Here is an 18,820-nt window from a genome sequence, read left to right as displayed (position 1 = left end):
CACAGCGAACTCACACTCGCTCACAACTCAGGTAACGGTTTCAGGTTCATGCAATCACGTGGTGGCCATCACCGCACCGGCTTTCACGTCCTGTTCCGCGCCGTCTGGGCGTGCCTGTGTGCGGCCGTGCTCGCCGCCGCCGGCATCGCGTGGTCGACGGTGTCCACGATCTCGACGGGCGTCGAACGGTCGTACGCGATCCCGGACGACGCGCCGCGGTCGGTGTCCGGGACGAACATCCTGATCATGGGTCTCACCACGCGGCTGGACCTGCACGGCGAACCGCTGCCGGACGACGTGTTGCGGCGCCTGCAGGCGGGGGAGAGCGACCGCGGCGGCTACAACGCGAACACGTTGATGCTGCTGCACATCCCCGCTTCCGGGCCCGCGGTGGCGATGTCGGTGCCGCGGGACGACCTGGTGCCGCTGTCCTCCGGCGGCGAGGGCAAGATCAAGGAGGCCTACGGGCGGGCCAAGGTCGCCGAGGAGAACCGGCTGCGCGCCGCCGGGACGCACGACCGGCGGGAGCTGGAACGCGCCGGGCGTGAGGCCGGGCGCCGCGCCCAGGCGCGGACGGTGTCGGAGTTCCTGAACCAGCCGATCGACCACCTCGTGGAGCTGTCGCTGATCGGGTTCTTCCACATCGCCGAGGGGCTCGGCGGCGTGGACGTGTGCCTCAAGAAGGCCACCGCGGATCCGTTGTCCGGCGCGAACTTCCCGGCCGGGCCGCAGCACCTCGACGCGGGACAGGCGCTGTCGTTCGTGCGGCAGCGGCACGGGTTGCCGAACGGCGATCTCGATCGCACGCGGCGGCAGCAGGCGTTCCTGTCCGCCGTGGCGAAGCGGGTGAAGGGCGCGGACCTGGCCGCGGTGCAGGCGTTGATCGACATGGCGAAGCAGGACGTCGTGCTGGACGCGCGGTTCGACCTGACCGAGTTCGCCCGCAGGCTGCCGTCCGAGGTGCGGTTCGACACGCTGCCGATCGAGGGCGGCGCCACTCTCGGCCCTCTCAACGTGAACAAGGTCGACCGGGACAAGGTGCGTGCGAAGGTCACCGAACTGGCCACCGCCCCACCGCCCCCACCACCCAACGATGGGATTCCTTGCGTGGACTGACGTTGATGAGGGGAGCTTTCTTAAACCCCAGGTTTAAGAAAGCTCCCCTCATCAACCACCCGATCGGGTTAGTTGCGGCGTTCGGTGACCCAGGTGGCGATCTGCGCGCGTGAGGTGAAGCCGAGCTTCTGCAGGATCCGCTCGACGTGCCCCTCCGCGGTCCTGCGCGCGATGACCAGTTTGGCCGCGATCTCCTTGTTGGACATGCCACCCGCGATGAGGTCGGCCACCTGCTGCTCGCGCCGCGTCAACGGGGTGGGCGGCTCGAAGGTCGGCCGCGGCGCTGGGATCAGCTCCTCGCCGATGGCGAGCGCGATGGCGTCCTCCAGTTCGAGGTCCATGCCCTTGCGGAACATCGCGCGGAACTCCTGCTCGCCCAGCGCGAGGATGGCCGCCGACTCGCATTCGCCGTGCGGGGCGCCGAAGTACCGCGACCCGAACATGGGGTAGCCCACCGACTGCCAGATCTCGTTGGTGGCGCCCAGCAGCGTCGCCGCGCGCGCCGCGTTGCCCTGCGAGGCCGCGATCCAGGCCAGCACCTCGATCGCGAGCACGATGCCGAGCAGGTCGTGGAACGAACGCTTGATCCGCAGGCACTCCCGGCCGAGCCGGTCGGCTCGTACGAAGTCACCGCTGATCCACGCGCACAACGCCAGCACGTAGATCGCATACGCCTGCGCCCACAGTTCGCCGTGCTCCTCGCCGACGGCCTTCGCCTCGACGCAGAGCCGTTCCGCAGTGGCGAAGTCGTGCTGGAACGTCGCCGAGATCGCGAGCTCGATGCCGGCCAGCATGGTGTGGCTGTTGACCGTGCCCTGGCCGCGGTAGAGGCTCATGGCCTTCGCGAACCCCTCGTCCGCCAGGTCGAGGTCGTCGCCGACCAGATGGGTGCAGGCGAGGCGGTGGGTCGAGTAGGCCAGCGCCGGTCCGTCGCCGGACTCGACGGCGTACTCGTAGCATTCCTTCAGCATTCGGGTGGAGGCGGTGAGGTCTCCTTGCAACGTCGCGACGTACCCGTTGACCCACAGGGCCTTCGCACGCAGCGGTCCCGGCGCCGAACTCTCCAGGGCGCGGTCCAGCCAATGGCGTCCCTCACCGAGCATGCCGCAGCCCGCCCAGTAGAACCACAGCGTGCTCGCGAGGTGCACGCCATCCTCGCCGTCGTGGTCGAAGCAGAAGTCCAGGGCTGACCGCAGATTCGCGTGTTCCAGGCGGGTGAGGGCGAAGATCTGCGGCTGCGCCGGGCCGAACCACTCCTTCTCCCGTCGCTCGGCCCACTCGATGAAGTGGTCGCGGTGCCGTTCGCGCATCACCTGTTCCCGGCCGGCGCCGCGCAGCAACTCCAGGCCGTACTGGCGCAACGGCTCCAGCAGCCGGAAGCGCGTGCCGGACGGGTGCTGTTCGGCGACCACGACCGACTTGTCGACCAGTCCGCTCAAGGAGCGCACGACGTCGCGCTGCTCGACGCTGTCTCCGGAGCAGACCCGTTCCGCCGCCTCGAGGTCGAACGTGCCGGAGAACACCGACGCCCGCGCCCACAGGATCTGTTCGGACCGCGTGCACAGGTGGAAGCTCCAGTCCACCGCGGCCTGCAGCGTCTGGTGCCGCGGGTCGCCGCCGCGCTTGCCCTCCGCGAGCACCCGGAACGTGTCGTCCAATCTGGACAGGAGGTGGTCGAGCGTCAGCACCCGCAGGCGCACCGCGGCCAGTTCGACGGCCAGCGGGATTCCGCCCAGCAGCGCGCAGATCTGGCTGACCTTGTCGTGGTTTTCCTCGGTCAGCGCGAAACCCGGCTCGACGGCCGCCGCCCGTTCGGCGAACAACGCCAGCGCGGGGTCCTGCGGCAGTGGCGCCACCTGCCACAGGTGTTCGCCGTCGACGCCGAGGCGTTCCCGGCTCGTCGCCAGCATGCGCAGACCGGGGGCACTGCGCAGCAACGCGTCCACCAAGCCGGCGGTGGCCGCGACGACGTGCTCGCAGTTGTCCAGCACCATCAGCATCTGCCGGTCGCGGAGGTGTTCCACCAGGACCGTGCGGTGCGGGCGGACCGTGTCGTCGTGGACTCCCAACTGCTCCAGGACCGTGTGCACGACCAGGTCGGGATCGGTGACGCCGCCCAGGTCGACGAACCACACCCCGTCGCGGAAAGCCCGGTGCGTCTCGGCGGCCGCCCGCAACGCCAGCCGCGTCTTTCCGACCCCACCAACACCCGTAAGAGTGACAAGGCGAGATTCGGACAGCAGTCGTCGCACCTCGGCGACATCGTGCCTGCGGCCGACGAAAGTAGTTGTGTCAGCAGGCAAATTGCCTTTACGACTTGGGGAAAGCGAACCGCCCACAGCGGCACCCTAGGTCGGCGCGATCTCCCGCTGCAACGCGGTCCCCCGTAGGCACCAACGCCGAAACACGGGTAGTTACCCCCTAGGGCTCCGGTCGTGACGTCGCCAGGGTTGAGGCTGGGGGCGCGCTCGCGAGAGGGGACGGATCATGGTCGACGGCAGTCTCGAAGTGGACGTCCGGGAGCAGAACGGCGTGCTCGTCGTCAGGTTCGGCGGGCGCCTCGACTGGTCGACGTACATGCGCGTGCAGGACGTGCTGCTCGACTGCGCCACAAAGGAACTCGTCGGCGTCGTGGTGGAGCTCGACGGGCTCGTCGCGGAGTCTCCCGCGCTGCTCGTGGTGTTCGACGTCGTGTGGCTGTCCGCGGCGCGCTGGCCGGGCATCTCGCTGAGCCTCGTCGTGAGTGATCACCAGTTGCGGGCGACGCTGGAGTCGCGCGGCCTGCCCCGGCACATCCCGATGCACTCGACGACGTCCGCCGCCGTGGCCTCGGTCGTCCGATTGCGGCACGAGGACCGGGTGGACGCGGCGCTGCCCACGTGCCGCTGCCTGCCGCACGTGGCCGAGCGGATCACCGAACGCGCCTGCGAGCGGTGGGGCGCTCAGTCCATGCTCGACGTCGCGCCACAGGTCGCCGTTGAGCTCGTGTCGCACGTCGAGGACGACAACCCTCTCGCGCTGCTGCTGCGCATGCGTGGCGACAAGTTGTCCGTTGCCGTACGCACGACCGCACGTCTCGACCTCAGGCAGTGGCACGTGATGCGGCGCAACGTCGCGTCAATCGCCGTCTGCAACTTCAGCATGGGCGAGACGCCTGCGGGCGGTGGCCGGCACATCATCTGGGCGTTGCTCGACGTGCCGGAGAACAGCCAGCGGCCTCCGAGCTATCTCCCGGAGGCTGCCGTCTTCACCCACCAGGCTTAACACTTCTGGGTCGTTCACAGTGCGCGTACATGGGCGTGACTCGCCGCGAGGCTGGTGCGGCACGCCCTGACGACCTGGCGATTCGCCGCCGTGTCCGGCGTTCCGGTGCCGCACCTGGGACAGAAAAGGCGTGCGGTCGTCTCGTCGACGAACACCTCGAGAGGGCTGCCGCACGGGCGGCACCAGCGATGACCCGTGACCGGGATGACGTGGTCGGGCGAGCCAACGCACTCGTGCAACCAGCGACGATGCAGGCCGCAGGTGACTCGGGCGTGGGGATCGAGACCGAGCTCCTCCGCGAGGTCCTCGGCGCTGAGGACCGCCGTCAACGTCGGATCTCCGGCCTCGTGGGAGGTCACCAGCCGCAAGTGGGCGCGTCGCCTCATGATGAGCACAATGCCCCTGGTGGCCGGGGCAGGTATACCCGCATTTATACCTGTTTAATCGCGGCTTGCGTCGAATTCCACGCGACTTAGAAGCCTCTTCTCACTCGCGCGCGGGCACCCTACGCTCGAAATCCAACGGCGCGGAGCAGAGGTATTCCACATGGCTGATCCTGCGTACTTCCCTCCCCCGCACTCCGCCCGCATCGGCATGAGCGATGTGGAACAGCTGGAGTCGCAGACGCGTTCCCTCAGGTCGGTCGACTACCAGTTCGGCGGAGGAGCGTGCCGGGACGCCGTGATAGTGCGGATCTACTGGGCGCACCAGCTGCTGGCGGCCGAAGCCACCGATGCCGTGCGTGCGCGTTTGCTGTCGGCCGTCGCGGATCTGCACAACCTGGCCGGGTGGACGTCGTTCGACTGCGGTCAGGTCGGGGCCGCGTACCACCATTTCGACCGTGCGCTGGATTTCGCGCGGCACGACGAGGATCTGACGACCAACATCGTTTACCGGCGTGGGCGCGTGCATCTGCATCACGGCGCACCGGGTGATGCGCTGGCGTACTTCCAGAGGGGCGCCTTCGCGCCGTTGGCGGCCAGCATCATGCATTCGAACGAGGCGTGGGCGTACGCGCGCCAGGCCCGTTCCGCGGAGGCGTTGCGGGCGATGGGGAAGGCGCAGGACTCGTTCGCGAGCGCCGACCTGGCGCACGTGCCGGACTGGGCGCGGTTCCACGACGAGACCGACCTGACCGCGATGATCGGCACCATCTACGCGGAGCTCGGCGACACCCGGAAGGCGATTCCGGCACTGTCCACGGCGATCGAGCGGTTCGGACCGGCGATGGCGCGCAGCGGCACGTTCTGCCTGATCGCGCTGGCGTCGTGCCACTTCCTCGACGGTGACACGGATCAGGGACAGGTGATCGGGATGCGGGCGGTGCACGCGGCCGAGGCACTGCGGTCCGAGCGGGTGTGGGACCGGATGCGCCCGATGATGCAGGCGGCGGCGGTGCGCGGAGTGGCGCTGCGGTGATCGCTGGGGTGATCGCTGGGGTGATCTTTGCAGAACCCGAACATTCGGCGGACCCGTCTCTGACGCTGCGCGGTCATCGTTCTGTGCCATGAACATTTCGCGAATCGGTGGGCTCGTGCTGGGAATGCTGCTGCTGGGCGCGGGAACCGCGTCGGCGCAGGAACCGATCACGATCAGCCCCGAGAAGGTGCAACAGATCTGCTCGAACCGCGTTCCGCGCGTCGAGGCGCGTGTGAAAGCCCTGACCGACCGCATCAACGGCACGCCCGAGACGTTGGGGTCGAAGAAGTGGATCGAGCAGAAGGCCGCCGACGCGCGCAAGGCCGGCAACACAGCGCGCGCCGACGTGCTGGACGCACGGCTGAAGCTGCGTGACGCGCAACTTGTGAAGCTGTCGAAGGCCGGCGAGCGGATCGGCAAGTTCAAGTCCGAGCACTGCGGGTCCAAGTGAGGTGGGCCGCGGCCCTGGTCCTGCTGGTGTCACTGACGGCGTGCCGGGGCGAGGCGCCGGTGCCGGACCTCGATGATGTGGAATCAACGCTGAACAGCATCGAGTCGGACATCAACCAGCCGGGGTGAACGCGTGGAACGTGGCCTGGTGCTCGTCGTGGAGGACGAACCGGCGATCGCCGAACTCGTGGCGCTGTACCTGCGCCGCGACGGTTTCGGCGTGCACCTGGAGTCCTCGGGGGACGCGGCACTGGCCGCGATCCGCTCCCTGTCGCCGGTGGCGGTCGTCCTGGACGTCGGCCTGCCCGTCCTGAACGGCATCGAGGTGTGCCGCGCGATGCGCGCCGCCGGCGACTGGACCCCGGTGCTGTTCGTGACGGCCCGCGACGACGAGGTGGACCGCTTGCTGGGGTTGGAACTGGGCGCCGACGACTACATCACCAAGCCTTTCAGCCCTCGCGAGCTCGCCCTCCGCGTGCGCACGGTCCTACGACGTTCGTCCGGGGGTGTGTCGGACGTACTGCAGGTGGGTTCCGTACGGCTGGACGTCGGCGAACGGCGCGCTTTCGCTGGGTCTGACGAAGTGTCGCTGACCTCGACGGAGTTCGGCCTGCTCGCCTACCTGATGAAGTCCCCGCGCCAGGTCTTCTCGCGCGAGCAGCTGCTGAGCGCGGTGTGGGGCTACTCCTCGGTGGCCGGCACCCGCACCGTCGACGTGCACGTGGCCCAGCTACGAGCGAAGTTCGGTGCGTCGAGTCCTATTCGGACGGTGCGCGGCGTCGGCTACTCGGCGGACGCGTCGTGAACCTCGCCGCCCGGATCGCCTTGCTGTGCCTGGGAGTGGCGTTCGTCGCCGTCCTGGTGGCGGGCGTGGTCTCCCTCCGTCTGGTGCTCTCCACCTCACAGCAGGTGAGCCGCGAGTTCCTGCGCTCCCAGGCCGACGTGGTGGCTGGCCAGATCTCCAACAACCGCATCGAACAGGTCCTCGAAGGCCAGGGCATAGCGATCGTCCGCATCTCTCCTTCGGGCGAGCTGTCGGGAACGGACCGTGCCGCGGTCCGCGCGGCCCGTGAAGTCGGCGCCGGCGACGCGCTTTCGGGTTCCGCGGTGTCCAAGGTGAGCGGCCGCCTGAACGTGGAAGCCCGCAAGTCGGGCGCGGGCGCCTTCGCCCTGGTGCAGGAAACCGAGACCAGCGGCACCTACCGCAAACTGGTCCGCAACATCCTCTTCGCCCTGGGCATAGGCCTGGTCGTCGCCTGCCTGGCGGGCCTGGCCCTGGGCACCTTCCTGGCCCGCCCGCTGCGCCGCGTCGCCACCGTGGCCCACGCGATGACCACCGGCCGCCGCGACCTGCGCGTCCCGATCTCCGGCCCTCACGAACTAGCCGAGGTGGCCGGCTCGGTCAACGCGCTGGCCGATGCCTTGCAGCGCAGCGAATCCCGCCAACGCGACTTCCTGCTCTCCGTCTCCCACGAACTGCGCACCCCTCTCACCGCCGTGACCGGCTTCGCCGAATCGCTGGCCGACGGCGTGGTGTCCGGTACCCAGGTAGCCCCGGTCGGCACCGTGATCCTCGACGAGGCCCGCCGCCTGGACCGCCTGGTGACCGACCTGCTGGACCTGGCCCGCCTGGGCGCCGACGACTTCCGCCTGGACCTGGCCGCCGTAGCCCTGGAACCCGTGGTCCGCTCGGCCGCCGAGGTCTGGCACGCCCGCTCCCACGCCCGCGGCGTGCTCTTCTCGCTGGAAATCTCCGCTTCACCCGTCGCTCTGGCGGACGCGCGGCGCCTGCGTCAGGTCATCGACGGCCTGATGGAGAACGCCCTGCGCGTGACCCCCGCCGGACGCCCGGTCGTGCTCGCCCTGTCGTCCGTGCTGGAGGTGCGCGACGGTGGGCCCGGGCTGGCGCCGGAGGACTACGCCGTGGCGTTCGATCGTGGGGTGCTGCACGCCCGGTACCAGGAGTCGCGGCCGGTGGGCACCGGGGTGGGGCTCGCGTTGGTGCACGGGCTGGTGACGCGGATGGGCGGCACGATCAAGGCCGGTCCGGCACCGGAAGGCGGGGCCGCCTTCACCGTCACTTTGCCTGCGGCAACTTGACCTTCTTCTTCCCACCCGGCGACGACGGTGGCGGCACCACGGGCCCGATGTCCCCGTCCGGCGCCTCGTCCAGGTCCACGATCACCGGCGCGTGGTCGCTGGGCCCGGTGCCCTTGCGCGCGTGCCGGTCGATCCACGCCGCCCGGACCCGCGGCGCCACGCTGTCGCTCGCGAGGATCAGGTCGATCCGCATGCCCAGGTCGCGGTGGAACATGCCCGCGCGGTAGTCCCAGTAGCTGAAGACCCGCTCGTTCGGCCACCGGTCGCGCACGACGTCGTGGAACCCCAACGCCTTGATGGCCTCCAACGCGGCGCGTTCGGGTTCGGTGACGTGGGTCTGGCCGATGTAGGCCTCGGGGTCGAACACGTCGGCGTCGGTGGGGGCGATGTTGATGTCGCCGCACACCAAGGCGTCCGCGGGCCCGGCTTCCAGGACATCGCGCAACGAAGCGAGCCATTCGAGTTTGTACTTGTAGTGGTCCGACTCGGGCTCACGGCCGTTGGGGACGTACAGCGAGTGCACGCGCACGCCGCCGCACGTGGCCGCTACGGCGCGTGCCTCGATGTGTGGGAAGCCCGGTGCGCCGGCCACACCGACCGCGATGTCGTCCAGGCCCACTCGGGACAGCAGGGCGACGCCGTTCCACTGGGTTTCGCCGAACAACGCGAACTCGTAGCCGCGCTCCCCCAACGCGTCGCCCAGCAGGGCAGTGAAGGCGTCGTCGGCCAGCTTGGTCTCCTGCAGGCACACGACGTCGGGCTTCCGCTGGTCCAGCCAGGGAAGCAACCGAGGCACGCGCTGCTTGACCGAGTTCACGTTCCAGGTCACCACTCGCACGCACCCAACCGTAGTCACCGCATCTAGAGCGCGCATCGAACCGGCTCGGCCAGGCCTCGGGCGGCCACCCATGCGACCAGCGGCAACACCAACAACGCCAGCAGAGCCCACTGCAGCGACACGGCTGAGGCGAACGCGCCGATCGCGGGCGAGGCCAGTCCCCCGACGCTGACGGCGAGGCCGAGGGTCACGCCGCTGGCCGTGCCGAGCCGGTTCGGCAGGTAGTCCTGGCCGAGTGTCGTGTGCAGGGAGAATGGCACGTACAACGTCAACGCGGTGAGCGCGACGAACACGTACACGGCTGGTCCCGGCACCAGCGCGATGCCTGCCACTGCCGGTATGCCGAGCACGTACGAGGTGCGCACCACCCGGATCCGACCCCAACGCTCGGCGAGCACGCCGCCGAGCAGCGTGCCGAGAGCACCGACGCCGAAGAGCACGACCAAAGCGACCGAACCCGCGATAAAGCCGCCGACCCGTTGCGATACCCAGATCGCGAGGAACGTGCCGAGGCCGAACGTCACCATCGACCGTGCGATGACCACGACCGTTAGGCGTCCGAACTGCCGCCAGTCGTCTCGGCCACTACGTGCCACAACAGCGTCCACACCCCGCACACCGCGCAGCGCGGCCAACGTCAGAAAACCGCCGATCAGAGCCGGGATCATCAACAACGGGCTCGCCGAAAGACCGCCGATCGCCAGCACGGGTGTCACGAGCACAGGTCCCAACGCGAACCCCGCGTTGCCGCCCAAAGCGAACCAGCTCATCCCCACATGACCGTCGCGGGCGACCCGGCGGGCGAGACGGGCCGCCTCCGGGTGGTACGCGGCGACCCCGAGGCCGGACAGTGCGATCGCGAGCCACGTGACCACGTACGAGTCGCTCAGGCCGCACAGCCCGATGCCCACGCCGGCGACCATCATGCCGACGGGGACCAGCCACGGCATGGGGCGCCGATCGGTCAGCACGCCGAACAACGGCTGCACGACCGACGACAGCAACGTCGCGGCGACCGTGATGCCGGCCGCCGCGAGGTAGCTGTAGGACCGTTCGGCGACGAGGAACGGCACGACGGCCGGGACGGCTCCCTGGTAGAGGTCGTCCACCGCGTGCCCGGCGACCAGGACCGTCATCCGCCAACGAGAGGTGTTCACGCATCGATCGTCGCGGCCCCAGGAATGTTCGCGATTCCGATATTCTGCCGATGTATGTCGAATTCTCGCCACCAGCCGACAGCGCCGACCGCGATCCGCGAACTGGCGGCTGCGGCCGGTGTCACCGCGCACTGGCACGACGAGCACCAGATCGTCTATGCCAGCCGTGGTGTCGTGGCCGTGCACACCGAGACGTCGCGCTGGATCGCGCCCGCCCACCGTGCGTTGTGGATCCCCGCCGGCACCGTGCACGCACATCGCGCGTATGGCGTCACACGGCTGCACTTTCTCGGACTCACCCAGAACCCGTTGAAGCTCCACGAACCGACAGCGCTCACAGTCAGCCCTCTGCTGCGCGAACTGCTGATCGCCTACACATCCCTCAACGACCGAGAAACCCCTGCGGGCAAACGGATGCGCTCAGTGCTGCTCGACCAGCTCACCACCGCGTCCGAACAACCCGTGCGCGTGCCGGCCGCAAGCGACCCACGGCTCGCGGCGGTCTGCGCGTTGCTCGAGACCGACCCCTCGGATTCACGCGGTCTCGAAGCGCTCGGCCGCGAGGCGGGCGCGAGCGGCCGGACGCTGACCCGGCTGTTCCGCGAGGACCTCGGCATGAGCTTTCCCCAGTGGCGCACACAACTGCGCCTCTACCACGCACTGCGCCTGCTGGCCGAGGGCCGGCCGGTCACCACCGTGGCCCAGCAGTGCGGGTTCGCCACCGCGAGCGCGTTCATCGACGTCTTCCGCCGCTCGCTCGGCCACACCCCCGGTTCGTACCTCTAAAGGACGTTGAACACTTCCTCCGCCCGGTCGCGCTTGACGAACATCTGCCAAGCCGCCTCGGCGATGTCGTCGGGGTCGAGCGTGTGCCCGGCCAGACCGCCGAACCGCTCGGGACTGGACTCCACCAGCTTGTGGATGTCGCCGCGTTCGATGACACCACCGATGGTCAACGTGCCCGCGTACACGTCCTTGTCGGCAAGCGCCGCGTTGAGCGTCAACGCGTAATTGCGCAGCGCTGCCGAAGAAAGCGCCAGTGCACCGAGCATCGGCAACGGCACCACCGAACTCAGCCCACCGGCGATCACTACGCCACCGCCGCGTTCGACCACGCCGGGCAACACGTGCCCAACAACGTCCACCACGGGGTAGACCCACTCCATCGCGGTGCGCAGCTCGGCGGAGGTGGCCGTCGTGATCTCGTTGGGCATGTCGTCGAGGTTCGTGCCCCCCGGCCCGTAGTAGACGACGTCCACCGGCCCGATTTCGTCCAAAGTGGACAGAAGCCGCACACGGTCCTTGAGATCAACGGCGAACGCCGTCGCACGAACGCCCGCACCGGTCAACTCGGCCAGGTAACCGGCGTGCCGGTCACCACTGCGCGACACCAGCACGACGTCATAGTCCTCACGTCCGAACCGGTGTGCGATGGACATGCCGAGCCCGGGACCAACCCCGAGCACAAGTGCTTTGGGAGACATGGCTTTCGTCCTTCCAAACGCTAATTCGAGGCAACCCTCGACTTATGCGGTCGACGCTACCACAGAATTCGAGGGCACCCTCGACTTAGTCGCTGAGTAGGATCCGCACATGGTCACCGCGTCGAGGCCCCTGCGTGCGGACGCGGCACGCAACCGGGAGAAGCTGCTGGCAGCGGCCACGGCATTGTTCGCGGAGCGCGGCCTCGACGTGCCGATGGAACACATCGCCCGCAAGGCCGAAGTCAGCATCGGCACGCTCTACAAGCACTTCCCGACCCGCGAGGACCTCGTCACGGCGATCTTCCCCGAGCGCCTCGCCGCCCTGGACGTGATCGGCGAGAAGGCCCTGGCCGACCCGGACCCGTGGCACGCGTTCGCCGGCTACCTCGACGACCTCTACGCCCTGCAGGCCGAGGACCGCGGCCTGAACGACGTCCTGGCGCGCGACCTGCCGAACGCCCCGCAGGTGGTCTCGGCCTGTCACCGCAGCGCCGGCCACGTCGAAACCCTGATCATGCGGGCCATCACGGCCGGGGTCCTGCGCGCCGACTTCTCGATCGCGGACATGGCCACCCTGACCAGGGCGATGGCCCAGGTGATCAGGGACGTGCCCGGCGAGTGGCGCCGCTTCCTGTCCATCTACGTGGAAGGTCTGCGCGGGCCTTAGTTTTCGAACAGTCCTGGGGGACCTGATGAGGTACATCGCACTGCTCGACCGGGATCGCCCCATCTAGAACCCGTTGCTGGTCGTGCGCGTCCACGGCCGCCACGAGGAGATGTTCGTGCCCGGCCTCTTCCGCGGGCAGTGGAAACGCCTCGATCCGGTGTACCGCACGTGGTTCGTGAACGTCGCGATCACCGACGAGCACGCCAAGCGACTACGCGATCGAGACGCCTGAGCACCCGTTCGACGATCCGCTGACCGTCATCAGGCAGCACTGGACCAGCGACCAGGAGTCGATCTTCACACCGGACCTCGTCTGGCGGCTGGCCAAGCAGGACGGCAGACGCATCCGCATCACCCAGGACGACACACGAGCGTTCGAGGAGATCCAGTCACGACGCGTTTTCGGCAACGCCCCGGTGCGCTACTTCGCGATCACCACCCCGTTCGACCAGGACCCGGACGACCCACCCGTGATCGCTCGCGAGCGGATCGACGACGACGGCACCGTCCACGAGGAGCGCTACGACGGCACCTGGGTCCGCTCCAGCGCGATCGACAGCGTCCGGAGCAACCGGAAGGACGGCAAGCTCACCCGACTGACCGAGGAGACCGCCGCCCGCCTCGCCGCGCGCTGGCGGCCGCGCCCCGACCGCTCCGGCTACTACGCGTGTCTGGACAAGGCGGCGCCCTCGCTGGGCAAACCCTCGATGGTTCTCCGCCTGGAGGACGACGGCGGCATCGGCGGCAGCCGGTACAACTCCAACGGCGACTGGCACGTCGTGAACGTCTGGACGACGCTGCGGGAGTACGAGCTCGTGGCGATCGACGACGCCACCCGCGAACGACTGATCGAGCACATCGACAACCGCGGCGCCTTCTCACGACCGGACGACGTCAAGTACCGCTACTGGGCGATCGTCTGGAACGAGGCGACCGAGGACGTGCTGGAGGCCAGCGCTCTGCTCCGCTCGTGGGGTGGCAAAGACGGCACCACGTTCGAGGAGAGGTTGCACCCGGACGTCAACAGGTGGCGCCGCTCGATCATGCTCTACGAGATCCGCTTCGGGCACCGCTCCGACGACGCCGTGGAGATCACCGAAGAGGTGGCCCGGCGGCTTCAGGAGAAGCTGGTGGGGCAGGTCGGATTCGAACCGACAACCTGACAGATTATGAGTCTGCTGCTCTGACCGGTTGAGCTACTGCCCCCTCGCAGCGGCGGACCCGACCCGCTAACGCTGCGTGGTGGAGGATACCGATCACGCCGAACGGGCCTTGCGCGCCCCCGTGGCGAGCGACACATAGGCTGCACGCGTGCGTTTGACCCTCCGCGACTTCACCCCGGCGGACGAGCCCGAGGTGCTGAGGCTGTTCGCCGACTGCGACGACTGGTTCCAGGCTGCCACGGGACACCCGTCCGGGCCCGGTGACGTGCAGAGCCTCTTCTACGCGTTGCCGGAGGGGGTGGTGTTCGAGCAGAAGCACCTGCTGATCGCCCAGGCCGAGGGCATGATCGGGTTCGTCGACCTCGTGCTGGACCACCCGGAGCCGAACCACGCCAGCGTCGGGTTCTTCCTCGTGCCGCGGGATCTGCGCAGGTGGGGCATCGGCCGCGAGATGGTCAGGGCGCTCACCGAGCGTTTCCCGAGCCTCACGCACGTGCACGCGCGGCTCGACGACTTCAAGCCCGGCAACGAGTTCCTCAAGGCCATGGGCTTCACGCTGAACGGTCAGAGCGCGGTGCTGGAGCTCGCCCCGAGGTCCGACGGCCGGTAGCCGTCCGGGTAGCCGGGATACGTGCGGTTGCGCGCCCGCGTGAGCTTCAACGAACGGCGCACCGGCAGGCGCCGCACCACCAGGGCCCGCACGCGCAGCGCCAGCCGTCCCACCGCACCGACCCAGGCAGGCGGTGCGGTGAACCCGAACGCGCGGACCATCAGCGGGTCCAGCATCGCGACCACGGCTCGGGAGACCACCGGGCGGGCGATCGACGGGTACCAGGAGCAGAACAGGTCCAGCGTGTACTGGCCGATGCGCCGGTTCGACTCGGCGAACACGAAGTGCGTCCGCTCGTAGTCCTGTTTGAAGGCCCGGAACTCGTCGAAGTCCGCCGGGATGGAGCGAATCCCCATCCGGGTACCGACCGCGCGGTAGAAGTGGAACGCAGCCAGTTGTTCGTTGCGGGTCAACGGCCGCCAGCCGTACAGACACAACCACTCGATCGGGTCGTAGATGAACGTCGACAGCACGTACAGCATGTCGTCGTTCGAGATGTCGTAACGGCCGTGCTGCCGGTTGACGACCCGCAATGCCTCACGTCCGCGTGGGGAGTCGTAGCCGTGCTCCACGAGTTCGGCCATCAGGACCGCGGTGTCGTCATAACGCTTCTGCGGTCGGCGTTCGAACTCGCCGGTGCGCTCCAGCAGGCCCGAGATCGTCGGGACGCAGTACGTGCGGAACAGCGCCATCTCCAACGACTTCTGGTAGTCCCACGGGAAGTCGAAGCCGGCCGAGATCCGCATGATCTCTTCGTGGTCGGCGACCGGGTCCAGGGAGGAGATGCGGCGGAGGTTCGTGAAGCGGGGCACACACCCAAGGTCACGTACGGGCCCTCAAAGCAAAAGACCCCAGTCGGTGGACTAGGGTCTTCGAAAGCTCCCCCAACTGGACTCGAACCAGTAACCCTGCGATTAACAGTCGCATGCTCTGCCAATTGAGCTATGGGGGAATGTTCTGTTGTGTCTTGCCTGTCAGGCTTGGTTCCTCCTGACAGTGGGTAACTCTACATGAGCCTCAAAACGGGTTCTGCAACCACCCCCCACTTTGTGGCAACTGTGCGGCAAGATGGGGTTTGACCAGGCACGATGTGAGAGGAGACCCGCATGAAGGGCATCTTGGTCGGTGCGGCGATCGGCTACGTGCTCGGCGCGAAGGCCGGACGGGAGCGCTACGACCAGATCGTGCGCCTGTGGCACCGCTTCACCTCCAACCCCACGGTGCGCCGGACGGCGAGCCAGGCCAAGGACAAGGCGTTCGAGGCGGCCCACCAGGCAAAAGACCTCGCTGCGGACGCTGCGGAAAAGGCCGCCGAGAAGGCTCCGTGGCGTCACCACGAGGAGGCCAACGGGCGTCCTGTCACGCCTCCGGCCACGCCTCGGGCGTGACGATCTTCACACTCGCGCCACCGCGAAGATCCGCCTGAACGGGAACCACGTCGTGCCGTCGGCTCGCTGCGGGTACGCCTCGCGCAGCCGCGGCGCGAGTTCCGCGACGTAGGCGTCCCAGTCCGCTGAGGACAGTGCCGCGCGCACCGGCCGCAAAGCCGTGCCGCTGACCCATTCGAGCACCGGGTCGGGTCCGGACAGCCGCTGCACGTACGTGGTCTCCCAGGCGTCCACAGCGGAGCAGTCCGCCAGCAACGAGGCGTACTCCACCGGGTCCAGCACCGGCTTCTCCGCGCGGAAGACGTGCTCCAGCGACGGGCCGGCGACCTCGCGGATCAGTCGATGCGAGGCGTCCGCGTAGTTGCCCGGCACCTGGAACGCCAGCCAGGCGCCCGAAGGCAGCGCCGAAGCCCACCGCGACACGATCGAGGGGTGCGACGGCACCCACTGCAGCACCGCGTTGGACACCACGACATCGGTGTCGGGCAACGGTTCCCACGCCGTCACGTCGTCAACCCGAGCATCCACTCCCACAGCACGAGCGGCCTCGACCATCTCCGGCGACGAGTCGAACGCCTCGACCACGGCAGAAGGCCACCGCGCGGACAGCGACAGGGTCAGGTTGCCGGGCCCGCAGCCCACGTCGACCACGCGGCGAGGCTCCTCGGCCCCCACCCGTGCCAGGAGTTCGTAGAACGGCCGCGCCCGGTGATCGGCGAAGGCCAGGTACTGCGCCGGATCCCACATACGACTAACAGTACACGCGTACTGCTAGCCCGCAAGCTTCGCGGCGAACGTCGAAACGGCCTCACGCACGGCGGCGAGATCCACCCCGGCGTCGCCGCGCGCCTGCCACACGAAGCCGTCCTGACCGGGGATCTTGCGCTGCAGGATCCACACGCCGGGTGACTCGACGCGTTCGCGGTGCCGGATCGACCCCTCCACGCGCTGGCTGATCGCCCGCAGCACGCGGCCGGGATCGTCGACGGCGAACCGTTGCGCGGGAAGGTCTTCCAGCAGCACGACCGGGCCCTCGGTCGAGGCCTCGGTCGCCTCGACCACCCGCAGCGCGCCCTCCCACTTCACCTTGCTGATCAGGTGCCACCCGATCCGGCGCGGCCCCGGCACCCACAGCCCGAGCGACGTCACGACCAGGTGACCGTCCCGCACGGGAGTAGAAGCGATCACCGTCTCCTCGGGTTCCAACGTGCCGGTGAACCCGTCCGGCGCACCAGAGCCGAACAACCGCCGAAACAGCCCCACTACAGCACTCCAGCGCTCTGCTGCAGAAGCGCCTTGCGGTACTCCTCCAGCGCCACCAGGTCGCCCCACAGCGACCGGTACTCGTCGGCGTCCTTGATCGGGGACAGCCGCCGCAGCCGCGACTTCACGTCCTCGACCTGCTTGCCGACCTGCACCTCCTGCAGTCGCGCGATCACCATCGACACGTAGCGGAACTCGTCGTTCTGCTTGACGGTCAACGGTTCCACCGCGAGCTCGGTCAGCACCGACCGCACCGACGCGTGCGAGCACGCCTGCGAGATCGCGTCCAGGTACGCCGTGCCCGCGAGCCCGCAGGACGCGCCACCGGCGGCGCGGATCGCGCGGTGCAGCGCCACGTACGCGGGGTCCGTGAAGGCCTCGTCCGGCAGCGAGTCGTACAGCGGACCGGCGTACTCGGGCAGCCGCAGTGCGACCTTGAGCACCTCGCGCTCGGGCAGCAGACGCGGGTCGCGCGGGTTCGGCCGGGCCGGTCCGTCGACCTCCACGCCCAGCGCCATCTGGTTCGGGTCGACGCGCTGTGCCTGGGCGACCGGCGTCTTGCCGCCGGAGACCTGCCGGACCCGGCGCACGACCATCGCCTCGTCGTCCCAGCCGACCCACCAGGCGAGCCGCGTCGCGTACCCGTCCCGCTTGGCGCGGTCCTTGATCTGCGCGACGAACGGCACCATCTTCTTCAACGCCTCGACGCGCCCGTCGACGGAGTCGAGGTCGTACGCCTTGAGCTGCGCCTTGATCGCGAACTCGATCAACGGCGTGCGCCGCGCCACGAGATCGCGCACCGCGACGTCACCCTTGGCCTGCCGCAGCTCGCACGGGTCCATGTTGTCCGGCGCCACCGCGATGTAGGTCTGCGCGGAGAACTGCTGCTCCCCCTCGAACGCCTTCAGCGCGGCCTTCTGGCCCGCCTCGTCGCCGTCGAAGGTGAAGATGACCTCGCCGTTCACGTCGTCGTCGATCAGCAGCCGGCGCAGCACGTTCATGTGGTCGGTGCCGAACGCCGTGCCGCACGACGCGACCGCCGTCGGCACGCCGGCCAGGTGCATGGCCATCACGTCGGTGTAGCCCTCGACGATGACCGCCTGCTTGCGCTTCGCGATCTCCCGCTTGGCCTGGTCGAGCCCGAACAGCACCTGCGACTTCTTGTAGATCATCGACTCGCTGGTGTTGAGGTACTTCGCCTGGATCGGGTCGTCGTCGAAGATCCGCCGCGCGCCGAACCCGACGACGTCGCCACTGATCTCCTTGATCGGCCACAGCAGCCGCCGGTGGAACCGGTCGATCGGCCCCTGCTTGCCCTCCTTGGTGAGCTGCGACTTGATCAGCTCCTGCAGCTCGAACCCCCGGCCCAGCAGGTGCTTGGTGAGCTTGTCCCAGCCACCGGGCGCGAAGCCGCAGCCGAACTGACGCGCGGCGGCCTCGTCGAAGCCGCGCTCGGCCAGGAACTCCCGGGCCTGCTGCGCCTCCGGCGTCGCGAGCTGCTCGGCGTAGTACTCGGCGGCCGCCTTGTGCGCCTCGATGAGCCTGCTGCGGGTGCCGCGATCGCGCTGGATCGTGGCACCGCCGCCTTCGTAGACGAGCTGGATGCCCGCGCGGTCCGCGAGCCGCTCGACGGCCTCCACGAACGACAGGTGCTCGACCTTCATCACGAAGGCGATCACGTCGCCGCCCTCGCCGCAGCCGAAGCAGTGGAACGTGCCGTGCGACGGGCGCACGTTGAACGACGGCGTCTTCTCGTCGTGGAAGGGGCACAACCCCTTGAGTGCGCCACCACCGGCCCGCTTCAGCGAGACCTGGTCACCGACCACCTCGTCGATTCGGCTGCGCTCACGCACCAACGCGATGTCGCTCTCCCTGATGCGTCCTGCCACGTCCCCGAGTCT

General features: G+C 68.7%; 22 protein-coding genes and 2 tRNA genes. 13 read left to right on the top strand and 11 right to left on the bottom strand.

Translation table 11 applies throughout. From position 1 onward, the window contains the following. The first annotated feature begins 48 nt into the window (after window positions 1-48). The gene (locus G7043_RS27710; RefSeq protein WP_166050437.1) at window positions 49-1,116 is read left to right on the top strand and encodes an LCP family protein; all 1,068 of its coding nucleotides are present in this window, start codon (window positions 49-51) and stop codon (window positions 1,114-1,116) included. Window positions 1,117-1,184: 68 nt separating this feature from the next. On the opposite strand, the gene G7043_RS27705 is transcribed toward G7043_RS27710, so the two are convergent. Continuing rightward, the gene (locus G7043_RS27705; RefSeq protein WP_166050436.1) at window positions 1,185-3,368 is read right to left on the bottom strand and encodes an ATP-binding protein; all 2,184 of its coding nucleotides are present in this window, start codon (window positions 3,366-3,368) and stop codon (window positions 1,185-1,187) included. Window positions 3,369-3,603: 235 nt separating this feature from the next. On the opposite strand from G7043_RS27705, the gene G7043_RS27700 reads away from it, so the two are divergent. Continuing rightward, window positions 3,604-4,380: an STAS domain-containing protein gene (locus tag G7043_RS27700; protein WP_166050434.1), complete on the top strand. Its 777-nt coding sequence runs from the start codon at window positions 3,604-3,606 to the stop codon at window positions 4,378-4,380. Window positions 4,381-4,394: 14 nt separating this feature from the next. On the opposite strand, the gene G7043_RS27695 is transcribed toward G7043_RS27700, so the two are convergent. After that, window positions 4,395-4,766, bottom strand: coding sequence for a hypothetical protein (locus G7043_RS27695; protein WP_166050432.1), 372 nt, complete (start codon window positions 4,764-4,766; stop codon window positions 4,395-4,397). A gap of 160 nt (window positions 4,767-4,926) precedes the next feature. On the opposite strand from G7043_RS27695, the gene G7043_RS27690 reads away from it, so the two are divergent. From G7043_RS27690 to G7043_RS27675, 5 genes are all read left to right on the top strand, one after another. Next, window positions 4,927-5,799 (top strand): hypothetical protein, encoded by an 873-nt coding sequence (locus G7043_RS27690; protein ID WP_166050430.1) that lies wholly within the window; start codon window positions 4,927-4,929, stop codon window positions 5,797-5,799. A gap of 88 nt (window positions 5,800-5,887) precedes the next feature. Continuing rightward, complete coding sequence (locus tag G7043_RS27685) at window positions 5,888-6,250, top strand: hypothetical protein (RefSeq protein WP_143466928.1); 363 nt, start codon at window positions 5,888-5,890, stop codon at window positions 6,248-6,250. Beyond that, the gene (locus tag G7043_RS49525) at window positions 6,247-6,378 is read left to right on the top strand and encodes a hypothetical protein (RefSeq protein ID WP_278185882.1); all 132 of its coding nucleotides are present in this window, start codon (window positions 6,247-6,249) and stop codon (window positions 6,376-6,378) included. Before G7043_RS27685 ends, G7043_RS49525 begins: the two co-directional genes overlap by 4 nt. Window positions 6,379-6,382: 4 nt before the next feature. Then, window positions 6,383-7,054 carry a response regulator transcription factor gene (locus tag G7043_RS27680; RefSeq protein ID WP_313888099.1) on the top strand — a complete coding sequence of 224 codons (672 nt, stop codon included), beginning with the start codon at window positions 6,383-6,385 and terminating at the stop codon, window positions 7,052-7,054. Next, entirely contained in the window at window positions 7,051-8,349 is a 1,299-nt protein-coding gene (locus G7043_RS27675; protein WP_166050428.1) for a HAMP domain-containing sensor histidine kinase, read from the top strand. The genes G7043_RS27680 and G7043_RS27675 overlap by 4 nt, the downstream gene beginning before the upstream one ends. Here the strand turns inward: G7043_RS27675 and G7043_RS27670 are convergent. Continuing rightward, complete coding sequence (locus G7043_RS27670; RefSeq protein ID WP_449279973.1) at window positions 8,327-9,187, bottom strand: exodeoxyribonuclease III; 861 nt, start codon at window positions 9,185-9,187, stop codon at window positions 8,327-8,329. The genes G7043_RS27675 and G7043_RS27670 overlap by 23 nt on opposite strands. A 23-nt stretch (window positions 9,188-9,210) precedes the next feature. Further along, window positions 9,211-10,323, bottom strand: coding sequence for an MFS transporter (locus G7043_RS27665; RefSeq protein ID WP_166051043.1), 1,113 nt, complete (start codon window positions 10,321-10,323; stop codon window positions 9,211-9,213). Window positions 10,324-10,398: 75 nt separating this feature from the next. On the opposite strand from G7043_RS27665, the gene G7043_RS27660 reads away from it, so the two are divergent. Then, window positions 10,399-11,130 (top strand): AraC family transcriptional regulator, encoded by a 732-nt coding sequence (locus tag G7043_RS27660; protein WP_166050424.1) that lies wholly within the window; start codon window positions 10,399-10,401, stop codon window positions 11,128-11,130. Here G7043_RS27660 and G7043_RS27655 read toward each other — a convergent pair. Next, window positions 11,127-11,828, bottom strand: a complete 702-nt coding sequence (locus G7043_RS27655; RefSeq protein WP_166050422.1) for an SDR family NAD(P)-dependent oxidoreductase — start codon at window positions 11,826-11,828, stop codon at window positions 11,127-11,129. The two genes, G7043_RS27660 and G7043_RS27655, sit on opposite strands and share 4 nt — an antisense overlap. A gap of 109 nt (window positions 11,829-11,937) precedes the next feature. Between G7043_RS27655 and G7043_RS27650 the strand changes: the two genes are divergently transcribed. From G7043_RS27650 to G7043_RS27640, 3 genes are all read left to right on the top strand, one after another. After that, window positions 11,938-12,495: a TetR/AcrR family transcriptional regulator gene (locus tag G7043_RS27650; protein WP_166050419.1), complete on the top strand. Its 558-nt coding sequence runs from the start codon at window positions 11,938-11,940 to the stop codon at window positions 12,493-12,495. Window positions 12,496-12,568: 73 nt separating this feature from the next. After that, window positions 12,569-12,727 (top strand): hypothetical protein, encoded by a 159-nt coding sequence (locus tag G7043_RS27645; RefSeq protein ID WP_166050417.1) that lies wholly within the window; start codon window positions 12,569-12,571, stop codon window positions 12,725-12,727. A gap of 184 nt (window positions 12,728-12,911) precedes the next feature. Further along, window positions 12,912-13,658, top strand: a complete 747-nt coding sequence (locus tag G7043_RS27640; protein ID WP_166050415.1) for a hypothetical protein — start codon at window positions 12,912-12,914, stop codon at window positions 13,656-13,658. On the opposite strand, the gene G7043_RS27635 is transcribed toward G7043_RS27640, so the two are convergent. Next, window positions 13,624-13,701, bottom strand: a tRNA-Ile gene (locus G7043_RS27635). The two genes, G7043_RS27640 and G7043_RS27635, sit on opposite strands and share 35 nt — an antisense overlap. Window positions 13,702-13,806: 105 nt before the next feature. Here G7043_RS27635 and G7043_RS27630 point away from each other — a divergent pair. Then, window positions 13,807-14,268 (top strand): GNAT family N-acetyltransferase, encoded by a 462-nt coding sequence (locus G7043_RS27630; protein WP_166050413.1) that lies wholly within the window; start codon window positions 13,807-13,809, stop codon window positions 14,266-14,268. Here G7043_RS27630 and G7043_RS27625 read toward each other — a convergent pair. Next, complete coding sequence (locus G7043_RS27625; protein ID WP_313888097.1) at window positions 14,223-15,080, bottom strand: oxygenase MpaB family protein; 858 nt, start codon at window positions 15,078-15,080, stop codon at window positions 14,223-14,225. The two genes, G7043_RS27630 and G7043_RS27625, sit on opposite strands and share 46 nt — an antisense overlap. Before the next feature lie 67 nt (window positions 15,081-15,147). Beyond that, window positions 15,148-15,220 (bottom strand) — tRNA-Asn (locus tag G7043_RS27620). Window positions 15,221-15,374: 154 nt separating this feature from the next. On the opposite strand from G7043_RS27620, the gene G7043_RS27615 reads away from it, so the two are divergent. Continuing rightward, window positions 15,375-15,656: a YtxH domain-containing protein gene (locus G7043_RS27615; RefSeq protein WP_166050270.1), complete on the top strand. Its 282-nt coding sequence runs from the start codon at window positions 15,375-15,377 to the stop codon at window positions 15,654-15,656. 6 nt (window positions 15,657-15,662) lie between these two features. On the opposite strand, the gene G7043_RS27610 is transcribed toward G7043_RS27615, so the two are convergent. The 3 genes from G7043_RS27610 to dnaG are packed head-to-tail and all read right to left on the bottom strand — an operon-like array spanning window position 15,663 to window position 18,808. Continuing rightward, complete coding sequence (locus tag G7043_RS27610; RefSeq protein WP_166050411.1) at window positions 15,663-16,403, bottom strand: trans-aconitate 2-methyltransferase; 741 nt, start codon at window positions 16,401-16,403, stop codon at window positions 15,663-15,665. Window positions 16,404-16,427: 24 nt separating this feature from the next. Continuing rightward, entirely contained in the window at window positions 16,428-16,919 is a 492-nt protein-coding gene (locus G7043_RS27605) for a hypothetical protein (protein ID WP_166050409.1), read from the bottom strand. After that, the gene (gene dnaG / locus G7043_RS27600) at window positions 16,919-18,808 is read right to left on the bottom strand and encodes a DNA primase (RefSeq protein ID WP_166050407.1); all 1,890 of its coding nucleotides are present in this window, start codon (window positions 18,806-18,808) and stop codon (window positions 16,919-16,921) included. Before dnaG ends, G7043_RS27605 begins: the two co-directional genes overlap by 1 nt. Window positions 18,809-18,820: the final 12 nt, after the last annotated feature.

The sequence above is a fragment of the Lentzea alba genome (assembly GCF_011067745.1).
Taxonomy (GTDB): domain Bacteria; phylum Actinomycetota; class Actinomycetes; order Mycobacteriales; family Pseudonocardiaceae; genus Lentzea; species Lentzea alba.
The sequence above is the reverse complement of the archived record's forward strand: the minus strand, read 5'-3'. Positions and strand labels throughout refer to the sequence as shown.

Bases quoted from the DNA above. Each gene is read 5' to 3' on its own strand.
- G7043_RS27710 (WP_166050437.1), top strand. From the start codon at position 49: ATGCAATCACGTGGTGGCCATCACCGCACCGGCTTTCACGTCCTGTTC.
- G7043_RS27700 (WP_166050434.1), top strand. From the start codon at position 3,604: ATGGTCGACGGCAGTCTCGAAGTGGACGTCCGGGAGCAGAACGGCGTG.
- G7043_RS27695 (WP_166050432.1), bottom strand. From the start codon at position 4,766: ATGAGGCGACGCGCCCACTTGCGGCTGGTGACCTCCCACGAGGCCGGA.
- G7043_RS27690 (WP_166050430.1), top strand. From the start codon at position 4,927: ATGGCTGATCCTGCGTACTTCCCTCCCCCGCACTCCGCCCGCATCGGC.
- G7043_RS27685 (WP_143466928.1), top strand. From the start codon at position 5,888: ATGAACATTTCGCGAATCGGTGGGCTCGTGCTGGGAATGCTGCTGCTG.
- G7043_RS27665 (WP_166051043.1), bottom strand. From the start codon at position 10,323: ATGACGGTCCTGGTCGCCGGGCACGCGGTGGACGACCTCTACCAGGGA.
- G7043_RS27660 (WP_166050424.1), top strand. From the start codon at position 10,399: ATGTCGAATTCTCGCCACCAGCCGACAGCGCCGACCGCGATCCGCGAA.
- G7043_RS27655 (WP_166050422.1), bottom strand. From the start codon at position 11,828: ATGTCTCCCAAAGCACTTGTGCTCGGGGTTGGTCCCGGGCTCGGCATG.
- G7043_RS27650 (WP_166050419.1), top strand. From the start codon at position 11,938: ATGGTCACCGCGTCGAGGCCCCTGCGTGCGGACGCGGCACGCAACCGG.
- G7043_RS27615 (WP_166050270.1), top strand. From the start codon at position 15,375: ATGAAGGGCATCTTGGTCGGTGCGGCGATCGGCTACGTGCTCGGCGCG.
- G7043_RS27610 (WP_166050411.1), bottom strand. From the start codon at position 16,403: ATGTGGGATCCGGCGCAGTACCTGGCCTTCGCCGATCACCGGGCGCGG.